Source organism: Pseudomonas sp. TWI929, from assembly GCF_039673335.1.
GTDB lineage: Bacteria > Pseudomonadota > Gammaproteobacteria > Pseudomonadales > Pseudomonadaceae > Aquipseudomonas.
Map to the genome: position 1 here is coordinate 1 of NZ_JBDJLK010000129.1, position 10,669 is coordinate 10,669.

A 10,669-nucleotide genomic window follows, 5' to 3' on the forward strand; every position below is an offset into this window, starting at 1 on the left:
ATATCGTCAAACCTTTCAATACCCCACGCATATAAGTGGTTGTTGGGGGGCGGGGTTGTGGGGCGTTTGGGGGCCGCGAAGCGGCCCCGGCGACTCATGCTGCGAAGCTGCAATTCTGGGGGCGCTTCGCCCCCCATCGCGACACAAGGCCGCTCCCACAAAAATCGCGCCAACCCAACATGATGTGTTTTGAAAATAAAAAGCCACAACATGTAGTGCCATCCGCTTTTTGCCGCTACACTCCCTCCCCATAGCAAACGACACAAACCCGGTGAACGGACGCACGCAATTCCGGTCGAAAAAGTTACCCTCGCCCGCAAGAGACGCGCCCCGATCCAAGGCGAAATCCTATATACTTCGCCCCCTCTGAAAAGAGCACCATTCTATTGTCCTGGCCCCTCAGCGAGGCCTGGCCAGGTACAAGCCAGAACACATTCAGATGTAAACGAGAGTCAGCCTCTCGAGCTGTCCATTCGCCGTAACGGCCTTGCGTCAGGCATCACATTCTTAAAATCCAACCGGTTGCCCCAGGGCGACCCTCAAGCAGGAGCCAAACCATGCTGAGCTGGGACGAATTCGACAAAGAAGACGGCGAAGTAGCCGCCAAAGGCAACACCCCTGCGCAGGCCGCTGCCGCCGCCACCCTCGACAAGCTCGACAGCGCCGGTGGTGCCGCCGCCCTGGAAGCCCGTGCGGCCACCGCTTCTGACTCCGAAGCCGTCAAGCGTGCCAAGGCTGCCCTCGACGCCCTCGACGTTGCCGAAGGCCTGGCCGAGCTGGAAGGCTCCTCGGCCCGCGTCGCCGTTGACGAAAAGCGCATGATCAACTGCCGCGCCGACCTCAACCAGCTGGTACCGTTCAAGTACGACTGGGCCTGGCAGAAGTACCTGGACGGCTGCGCCAACCACTGGATGCCGCAAGAGGTCAACATGACCGCCGACATCGCCCTGTGGAAGAGCATGGACGGCCTGACCGAAGACGAGCGCCGCATCGTCATGCGCAACCTCGGCTTCTTCTCCACCGCCGACTCGCTGGTTGCCAACAACCTGGCCCTGGCCGTGTACCGCCTGATCACCAACCCGGAGTGCCGCCAGTACATCCTGCGCCAGGCCTTCGAAGAGGCGATCCACACCCACGCCTACCAGTACTGCATCGAGTCGCTGGGCATGGATGAAGGCGAGATCTTCAACATGTACCACGAGATCCCGTCGGTGGCTAAGAAGGCAGCCTGGGGCCTGAAGTACACCCGCGCCATCTCCGACCCGGAATTCAACACCGGTACCGTCGAAACCGACAAAGAGCTGCTGCGCAACCTGATCGCCTACTACTGCGTACTGGAAGGCATCTTCTTCTACTGCGGCTTCACCCAGATCCTGTCGATGGGCCGCCGCAACAAGATGACCGGCGTGGCCGAGCAGTTCCAGTACATCCTGCGTGACGAGTCGATGCACCTGAACTTCGGTATCGACGTGATCAACCAGATCAAGATCGAGAACCCGCACCTGTGGGACGCGGCGATGAAGGAAGAAGCGACCCAGATGATCCTGCAAGGGACCCAGCTGGAGATCGAATACGCCCGTGACACCATGCCACGCGGCGTGCTGGGCATGAACGCAGCGATGATGGAGGACTACCTCAAGTTCATCGCCAACCGTCGCCTGACCCAGATTGGTTTGAAGGAAGAGTACCCAGGGACTACCAACCCGTTCCCATGGATGAGCGAGATCATGGACTTGAAGAAAGAGAAGAACTTCTTTGAGACGCGTGTGATTGAGTATCAGACTGGTGGTGCACTGAGCTGGGACTGATTGTCCGGGCTGAGCATCGAGAAGGCTGCCGAATGGCAGCCTTTTTTATTGGCGCGGGAATGGCAGAACAGGAAGCATCCTACAAGCTTCGCGATTGTCACTTTGAAGGCGTCGCGATAACGTTTCATGGCGCTTAAGAACGCTCACGCAGCGGAACCCCGTTCCCGTTAGCAACGGCTCTCCAACATCAGGATGGCCAAACATGGACAGTCTCAATACACCGACCCTCTTCACCCGCCACAACCGCCCTCTTCACACGCTCTGGCTCGAATCCCAAGCCTGGTTCTGCGCCCACGAACTCGGCCGGCTGAGCGGCCACTTCTTCGACGAACACTGCATGCGCAAGCTCGACCCGGACCAGTACCGCACGGTGCCGCTGCTGCGCTATGGCAAGTACCAGGAAACCACCATGGTCAGCGAGTCCGGGGCCTATACCTTGTTGGCGCATCACCATGTACCGGAGAACCGCTATTTGCGCTGGTGGCTGACGCATGAGGTGGTGGCGGTACTGCGTGATGGGCAGGCAGACGGGGTTGAGGATGCGCCGCGGCTGGGGCAGATGTGCTGGCCTGGGGGGCGGACGGCGACGTTGTTGTATTGGCAGAGTGAGCCGTGGGTGAAGATGCGGGATATGCCGGTGGTGCTGGCTGGGGAGGTGGACCAGCAGGAGCCGGTGGAGAAGCGCAGGTTGAGTTGGCGGGAGTGTGCGCAGCGGGCGTTGCGGATGCATGGGGTTTAGCGGGTGGATTTTGTCTGTGCTGGCCTCTTCGCGGGTGAACCCGCAGGGATCGCATCAGGGCTGACAGGTGTTGGCCACAAGGTATGCAGCGCCTGTGAGACCGAGCGCCGCCCGCGCGGCGCATCGCGAGCAAGCTCGCTCCTACATTTGTTTCGGGCCAGTTACGCCTGTACCAGCGCGCGCGACCGCCTTGTTCGTACGACGCGATATCGAGCAATGCGCCAAAGCGTTCGCGCACAAATCCCACGGGTTTGATTGGCCCGGAACAAATGTAGGAGCGAGCTTGCTCGCGATGCGCCGCGCGGGCGGCGCTCGATCTCACAGGCGCTGAAGATGCCGTGGCGAGCATCTGACAACCCTGATGCCATTGCCAGAAACCATAGAATCTCCCACAGGGGATCTGAGCCTGCTGGAGTGTCTGAGTTAGCCTGCAAGAACAGGTAGCCAGGGCTGCTTTGCAGCTCATCGCCGGCAAGGCTCCCACCTCGACCGCATCGGCCTCAAGCCATGTGCAGTATCTGTAAGGGCTGGCTTGCCAGCGATGGGCCGCAAAGCGGCCCCAATTTATATGACTGACTGGCATCAGGGGTTACCCGCGAACACCGGCATTGCTGGCCTATACACCGAGTCGGATTCTTCGCGCGCACGCTCGCTCTCACAGGAGTCGAGGTTATAGGTCATCCAGCGTCATTTTCATGCGCTGCGGGGAAGTGAGCCGCTCTTTTACAGTCGCGATAAGGTCTTCATCCTCCTCGGCTATCTGGGCTAGCTCAAAGGGCAGCTTGCCCTGCTCTGCTACATATTGCAGGGCATGGTGCATGAGTTCGGAGGGGGTTACGCCGAGGCGCTCTAGCTCTTTGTAGGCACGGGCCATGAGATCGTCAACAATGCGGATGTTGATGGAAGCCATGTGTCAGCACTCGGGTGAAGGCGTTTGTTATTTCATCACGCGGGTGGATTTTGCACGGGTAGTTCTGCCTTTCGAAAGTGATCGATGTTTCAATTTCTTTTGAGCAGTTGGCGTGAGTCGCTGTGAGGGCGGCCTCGCCGGGGCGCAGGATCGGTCGTTAAAGGCTGTCGTAGCGGCCGCAAATTTCTACCGCCTGTGCCATTGCCGGGGCCGCTGTGCGGCCCTTTCGCGACGCAAGGCCGCTCCCACATGGGATCGTGTGGCATGGGGGGTTGTGTGGCAGTACCGGCAAGCATCCGCCAGGGCCTGAAACGAAAAAAGCGCCATGGGCGCTTTGATCGATGTTGGTAAAACAGGTCCGGAAACTGCTTCGGCTTATCGCCTCGGCCCACCTTGCGTGGACACCCCGTGGGGCCAGGGAGCGCTCGATCTCATCCAGTCAGGCACTCCGTAAATAAAGGGGCCTCGCCCACGCCGACAAGGGGGGTACGGCACCAACGAGGATGCCGGGACTGGACATGCCAGTCTACGTGGTCGAGGGCGAGGCCTGATTTGAAGATAGCGCAAGGGAGCGGTGGGGTCCACTGCCGGGTCGGCTTGATTTGTAAATCATGTATCTGGTCTGCCTGCAAAGCAGTCGTCATCGTATCTCTTTATAGAGTGCGCGATAGAGCCGCTACGCGTTAATTTACAGGTATGTAACCTGTAATCATTAGGCCATTATGCGTTGACAGCCCCTCTCTCCCTTGCTAATAATCGCCCACAGTTGTACGACAACACATAACAAAAACAACAATCAGTGGACGAACCCATGTCGACACCCATCCCGCTGCACCCACGTCTGTTGCATACCCCTCTTCCAACGGCATGCTGGCGTACCCCCTCGAGTACCTAGCGCCCGGATACTGCGTTCTTACCCCAGGCCCTGACCGGCCCGTTACCTACCCGCCCCTGCCGCAGGCCGCTTGTGCGTGCCCGGTGGACGGGCTGCCATACCCTTCGGGAGCACAACAATAATGAAAATCTGCCACACCCTGCCCTTCGCCCTGCTTGGCGCCGGGGTTATCGCCGGCCTGCCGGGCACCAGCCTGGCGGCGGGTTTTGTCGAGGACAGCAAGGCCACCCTCGGCCTGCGCAACTTCTACATCAACCGCAACTTCACCAACCCGAGCAACCCGCAGAGCAAGGCCGAGGAATGGACGCAAAGCTTCATCCTCGATGCCCGCTCGGGGTTCACCGAGGGGCCGGTGGGCTTCGGCGTGGATGTGCTGGGGCTGTGGTCGGTCAAGCTCGATGGCGGTGGCGGTACCTATGGCACGGCATTGCTGCCGCGTCATGACGATGGCAAGCCGGCGGATGACTATGGGCGCCTGGCGGTGGCGGGCAAGGCGCGGATTTCCAAAACCGAGCTGAAGATCGGCGAGTGGATGCCGGTGCTGCCGATTCTGCGTTCGGACGACGGGCGCTCGCTGCCACAGACGTTCCGTGGCGGGCAGGTCACTTCCAACGAGATTGCCGGGCTGACCTTGTATGGCGGGCAGTTCCGCGGCAACAGCCCGCGCAACGACGCCAGCATGGAAGACATGAGCTACGGCGGTGGGGTGTCGGACCGCTTCAACTTTGTCGGCGGCGAGTACAAGTTCAACCAGGACCGCACGTTGGTCGGGCTGTGGAATGCCGAGTTGAAGGACGTGTACCAGCAGCAGTACCTGCAACTGAGCCACAGCCAGCCGGTGGGTGACTGGACCCTGGGCGCCAACCTGGGCTACTTCCATGGCGATGACGACGGCTCCAAACGCGCCGGCGAGCTGGACAACAAGACCTACTCGGGGATGTTCTCGGCCAAGTACGGTGGCAACACCTTCTGGGTCGGGCTGCAGAAGGTCGATGGCGATACCTGGATGCGGGTCAACGGCACCAGCGGCGGGACACTGGCCAACGACAGCTACAACTCCAGCTTCGACAATGCCAACGAGCGCTCGTGGCAGGTGCGCCATGACTTCAACTTCGTCACCGTCGGGGTACCGGGGCTGACCTTGATGAACCGCTATATCAGCGGGCAAGACGTACACAGCGGGGTGGTGACCGATGGCAAGGAATGGGTGCGTGAGACGGAGCTTGCCTATGTGATCCAGAGCGGGGCGTTCAAGGACTTGAGTGTGAAGTGGCGTAACTCTTCGATTCGTCGGGATTACAGCAACAACGAGTTCGATGAGAACCGGTTGATTTTCAACTATCCGTTATCGCTGCTGTAACCAAGGGCGAACGCGATCCCTGTGGGGGCGGCCTTGTGTCGCGAAAGGGCTGCGTAGCAGCCCCAGCAATGGTGCAGGCTTTAGAGTTTTAGGGGCGCTGCGTGCCCCTTTCGCGACACAAGGCCGCTCCCACAACAGAACGCGTAACCCACAGAGGGCTGTGCATGCCTCATTGACAACCACCAGACCACCGCCAATAATCACCGAAGTCATACGACAACCTACAACAACTAACAACAAGAGCCGGCCATGACCACTACTCCCCTCAATCGCCTGCTGCTCACCGGAGCCGCAGGCGGCCTGGGCAAGGTCCTTCGCGAACGCCTGCAAGGCTACGCCGAGGTCCTGCGCCTTTCCGACATCAGCCCTATGGCACCTGCCGCTGGCCCGCATGAAGAGGTCATCACCTGCGACCTGGCCGATAAAGCGGCGGTGCATGCCCTGGTCGAAGGCGTCGACGCCATCATCCACTTCGGCGGCGTGTCCACCGAACATTCCTTCGAAGACATCCTCGGCCCCAACATCTGCGGCGTGTTCCACGTCTACGAGGCGGCGCGCAAGCACGGGGTAAAGCGCATCATCTTCGCCAGCTCCAACCACACCATCGGTTTCTACCGCCAGGATAAACGCATCGACGCCCACTCCCCACGTCGCCCCGACAGCTACTACGGGCTGTCCAAGTGCTACGGCGAGGATGTCGCCAGCTTCTACTTCGACCGCTACGGCATCGAGACCGTCAGCATCCGCATCGGCTCGTCGTTCCCGCAACCACAGAACCCGCGCATGCTCTGCACCTGGCTGAGCTATGACGACCTGGTGCAACTGATCGAGCGCGGGCTGTTCACCCCCGACGTTGGCCACACCATCGTCTACGGCGCCTCCAACAACCGCACCGTGTGGTGGGACAACCGCCATGCCGAGCACCTGGGCTATGTACCCAAGGACTGCTCCGAACCCTTCCGCGAGGCCGTGGAAGCCCAGCCGGCGCCCGCCGCCGATGACCCGAGCATGGTCTATCAGGGCGGCGCCTTTGCCGTGGCCGGCCCGTTCAACTGACCCACGCCAGGAGGCACGGCCATGAACTGCGAACTGATCGTCGACGCCCGCAACGGCACCGGCGAAAGCCCCGTGTGGCACCCTAGCGAACAGGCCCTGTACTGGGTGGATATTCCCGCACGCCAACTGCACCGCTGGCAGGCGGCCGATGGCACGCACCAGGTCTGGCAGGGCGACGAGATGCTCGCCTGTATCGCCCGCAGTGGCGACGGCTGGGTGGCCGGTATGGAAAGCGGCATCTTCCAGATCCAGGCCAAGGCCGACGGCAGCCTGGATAGCCGCCTGCTCAGCAGCGTGCAGCACGCCCAGGCTGGCATGCGCTTCAACGATGGCCGCTGCGACCGCCAGGGCCGCTTCTGGGCCGGCACCATGCTGCTGGACATGCAACAAGGCGCCCATGTGGGCGCGTTGTACCGGCATGACGGCGAAGGCCAGCTGCACCTGCAGCAGCACGGCATGATCGTGCCCAATGGCCTGGCCTTCAGCCCCGACGGCAAGCGCATGTACCTGTCCGACTCGCACCCCAACGTACAGAAGGTCTGGGCCTTCGACTACGACACCGACAGCGGCACGCCGCGCAACCAGCGGCTGTTCGTCGACATGCGCGGCTACCCCGGCCGCCCCGACGGCGCCGCCATCGACCAGGACGGCTGTTACTGGATCTGCGGCAATGACGCCGGGCAGATCCACCGCTTCACCCCCGACGGCCGCCTCGACCGCTCGCTCAGCGTGCCGGTGAAAAAGCCGGCGATGTGCGCCTTTGGCGGCGCCAAACTCGACACCCTGTACGTCACCTCGATCCGCCCCGCGGGCATCGACCTCAGCGACCAGCCGCTGGCTGGCGGGGTCTTTGCCCTCAACCCTGGCACCCAAGGCCTGGAGGAGCCTGCCTACCGGGGCTGAGCCTCACTGCCACAGCCACACTTGCACGCCCGAAACCGGATAATAAAAAACACGGAGTTTCATCATGACGTTCAAACGCAAGCTGCTTCTTGCCGTACTCCCCTTCGCCTGCAGCCTGGCCATGCCCGCCTCGGCGCTGGACATCAAGTTCGCCGAAATCCACCCGGCCGGCTACCCGACCGTGGTCGCCGAACAGAACATGGGTAAAAAGCTGGAACAGGCCAGCAATGGCGACATCACCTTCAAGATGTTCGCCGGCGGCGTGCTGGGTTCGGAAAAGGAAGTGATCGAACAGGCGCAGATCGGTGCCGTGCAGATGACCCGCGTCAGCCTGGGGATAGTCGGCCCGGTAGTGCCGGATGTGAACGTGTTCAATATGCCGTTCGTGTTCCGCGACCATGAGCACATGCGCAAGATCATCGACGGCGAAATCGGCCAGGAGATCCTCGACAAGATCACCAACTCTGACTTCAACCTGGTGGCCCTGGCCTGGATGGACGGTGGCTCGCGCAGCATCTACACCAAAAAGCCGGTACGCAGCCTGGAAGACCTCAAGGGCATGAAGATTCGCGTGCAGGGCAACCCGCTGTTCATCGACATGATGAACGCCATGGGTGGCAACGGCATCGCCATGGACACCGGGGAAATCTTCAGCGCCCTGCAGACTGGCGTGATCGATGGGGCCGAAAACAACCCGCCGACGTTGCTTGAGCACAACCACTTCCAGAGCGCCAAGTACTACACCCTGACCGGTCACCTGATCCTGCCGGAGCCTGTGGTGATGTCCAAGACCACCTGGAACAAGCTCACCCCCGAGCAGCAGGTGCTGGTGAAGAATGTAGCGCGTGAAGCGCAGATGGAAGAACGCGCGCTGTGGGACGCCAAGTCCGCCGCCAGCGAAGAGAAGCTCAAGGCCGCTGGTGTCGAGTTCATCACCGTCGACAAGAAGCCGTTCTACGACGCCACCGCTTCGGTCCGCGAAAAATACGGCGCGCCGTACGCCGACCTGATGAAGCGTATCGACGCCGTCCAGTAACCGCACCCTTCCCGAACGAGCTCGGCAGTGCGGCGCTCGCCGCCCTGCCGCTTTGGTGATGCCGATGAAAAACTCCATTCTGCGTGCCAACGACACGCTGTACCGCGCCTGTATCTGGGTCGCCGGCCTGTCGATCCTGACCATGTCGCTGATCATCCCCTGGGGCATTTTCGCCCGCTACGTGCTCGGCACCGGCGCCAGCTGGCCGGAGCCTGTGGCCATCCTGCTGATGGTGGTGTTCACCTTTGTCGGCGCCGCAGCCAGCTACCGGGCCGGGGCGCACATGGCGGTGGCTATGATCACCGACCGCCTGCCGCCACTGCAGCGCCAGCTGGTGGCGCTGCTGGTACAGGTGCTGATGATCCTGGTGTGCGTGTTCATGACCTACTACGGCAGCAAGCTGTGCATCACCACCTGGAACCAGTTTCTGGCCTCCTTGCCGGGTGTGCGGGTGGGCATGACCTATGCGCCGATCCCGGTCGGTGGCGTGCTGACCCTGGTCTTTGTGCTGGAAAAACTCCTGCTGGGCGACCAGAGCCACCGCAAGGTGGTGCGCTTCGACCAGCTGGAAGAAAACGAAGGAGCGGCATAAATGGATGCGTTCATTCTGTTGGGCAGTTTCATTGCACTCATCCTGCTGGGCATGCCGGTGGCCTACGCCCTGGGGCTGTCGGCACTGATTGGCGCCTGGTGGATCGACATCCCGTTGCAGGCGATGATGATCCAGGTGGCCAGTGGGGTTAACAAGTTCTCGCTGCTGGCCATTCCGTTCTTCGTGCTGGCCGGGGCGATCATGGCCGAGGGTGGCATGTCACGCCGGCTGGTGGCGTTTGCCGGGGTGCTGGTGGGCTTCGTGCGTGGCGGGCTGTCGCTGGTCAACATCATGGCCTCGACCTTCTTCGGCGCGATTTCCGGCTCGTCGGTGGCCGATACCGCATCGGTGGGCTCAGTACTGATCCCGGAGATGGAGCGCAAGGGCTACCCACGCGAGTTCTCCACCGCCGTGACTGTCAGTGGCTCGGTGCAGGCATTGCTGACCCCGCCCAGCCACAATTCGGTGCTGTACTCGCTGGCGGCCGGCGGCACGGTATCCATTGCCTCGCTGTTCATGGCCGGTGTGATGCCCGGCCTGCTGCTGAGCGCGGTGATGATGGGCCTGTGCCTGTTGTTCGCCAAGAAGCGCAATTACCCCAAGGGCGAAGTGATCCCGCTGCGCCAGGCGCTGAAGATCGCCGGTGAAGCGCTGTGGGGCCTGATGGCCATGGTCATCATTTTGGGCGGCATCCTCTCGGGTGTGTTCACCGCGACCGAATCGGCGGCTGTGGCGGTGGTGTGGTCGTTCTTCGTGACCATGTTCATCTACCGCGACTACAAGTGGCGCGACCTGCCCAAGCTGATGCACCGCACGGTGCGCACCATCTCGATCGTGATGATCCTGATCGGCTTTGCTGCCAGCTTTGGCTACGTGATGACGCTGATGCAGATCCCGTCGAAGATCACCACGGCGTTCCTGACCCTGTCGGACAACCGCTATGTGATCCTGATGTGCATCAACTTCATGCTGTTGCTGCTGGGCACTGTGATGGACATGGCGCCGCTGATTTTGATCCTTACGCCGATCCTGTTGCCGGTGATTACCGGTATCGGCGTGGACCCGGTGCACTTCGGCATGATCATGCTGGTGAACCTGGGGATCGGGCTGATCACCCCGCCAGTGGGGGCGGTGTTGTTCGTCGGCTCGGCGATTGGCAAGGTGAGTATCGAATCGACGGTGAAGGCGTTGCTGCCGTTCTACCTGGCGCTGTTCCTGGTGCTGATGGCGGTGACCTACATTCCGGCCATCTCGCTGTGGCTGCCTAGCGTGGTGCTGTAACTGCATTTCCAATCCCTGTAGGAGCGGCCTTGTGTCGCGATCGGGCCGCAAAGCGGCCCCCAGGATTTCGGCGTTGCTGCTGATAGTGC

Annotated in this window: 9 protein-coding genes; 8 read left to right on the forward strand and 1 reads right to left on the reverse strand. The window is 61.5% G+C overall.

The window, feature by feature from the left end:
* Positions 1-557 precede the first annotated feature (557 nt).
* Both ABE456_RS27110 and ABE456_RS27115 read left to right on the forward strand, forming a co-directional pair.
* A complete protein-coding gene (locus ABE456_RS27110) occupies positions 558-1,808 on the forward strand; it encodes a ribonucleotide-diphosphate reductase subunit beta (RefSeq protein ID WP_346646667.1) in 1,251 nt (416 codons plus the stop codon).
* A 202-nt stretch (positions 1,809-2,010) separates the two neighbouring features.
* Positions 2,011-2,547, forward strand: coding sequence for a Bro-N domain-containing protein (locus ABE456_RS27115; RefSeq protein WP_346646668.1), 537 nt, complete (start codon positions 2,011-2,013; stop codon positions 2,545-2,547).
* Positions 2,548-3,217: 670 nt separating this feature from the next.
* Here ABE456_RS27115 and ABE456_RS27120 read toward each other — a convergent pair.
* Positions 3,218-3,457 carry a type II toxin-antitoxin system RelB/DinJ family antitoxin gene (locus tag ABE456_RS27120; RefSeq protein WP_346646669.1) on the reverse strand — a complete coding sequence of 80 codons (240 nt, stop codon included), beginning with the start codon at positions 3,455-3,457 and terminating at the stop codon, positions 3,218-3,220.
* Between the two features lie 1,016 nt (positions 3,458-4,473).
* On the opposite strand from ABE456_RS27120, the gene ABE456_RS27125 reads away from it, so the two are divergent.
* From ABE456_RS27125 to ABE456_RS27150, 6 genes are all read left to right on the forward strand, one after another.
* Positions 4,474-5,712 (forward strand): OprD family porin, encoded by a 1,239-nt coding sequence (locus ABE456_RS27125; RefSeq protein ID WP_346646670.1) that lies wholly within the window; start codon positions 4,474-4,476, stop codon positions 5,710-5,712.
* 249 nt (positions 5,713-5,961) lie between these two features.
* The gene (locus tag ABE456_RS27130) at positions 5,962-6,768 is read left to right on the forward strand and encodes an NAD(P)-dependent oxidoreductase (protein WP_346646671.1); all 807 of its coding nucleotides are present in this window, start codon (positions 5,962-5,964) and stop codon (positions 6,766-6,768) included.
* Between the two features lie 21 nt (positions 6,769-6,789).
* A complete protein-coding gene (locus tag ABE456_RS27135) occupies positions 6,790-7,671 on the forward strand; it encodes an SMP-30/gluconolactonase/LRE family protein (RefSeq protein ID WP_346646672.1) in 882 nt (293 codons plus the stop codon).
* A gap of 64 nt (positions 7,672-7,735) precedes the next feature.
* The gene (locus ABE456_RS27140) at positions 7,736-8,707 is read left to right on the forward strand and encodes a TRAP transporter substrate-binding protein (protein ID WP_346646673.1); all 972 of its coding nucleotides are present in this window, start codon (positions 7,736-7,738) and stop codon (positions 8,705-8,707) included.
* 64 nt (positions 8,708-8,771) lie between these two features.
* The gene (locus ABE456_RS27145; RefSeq protein ID WP_346646674.1) at positions 8,772-9,299 is read left to right on the forward strand and encodes a TRAP transporter small permease; all 528 of its coding nucleotides are present in this window, start codon (positions 8,772-8,774) and stop codon (positions 9,297-9,299) included.
* A complete protein-coding gene (locus tag ABE456_RS27150; protein ID WP_346646675.1) occupies positions 9,300-10,580 on the forward strand; it encodes a TRAP transporter large permease in 1,281 nt (426 codons plus the stop codon). It abuts the gene before it with no gap.
* The last annotated feature ends 89 nt before the right edge of the window (positions 10,581-10,669 follow it).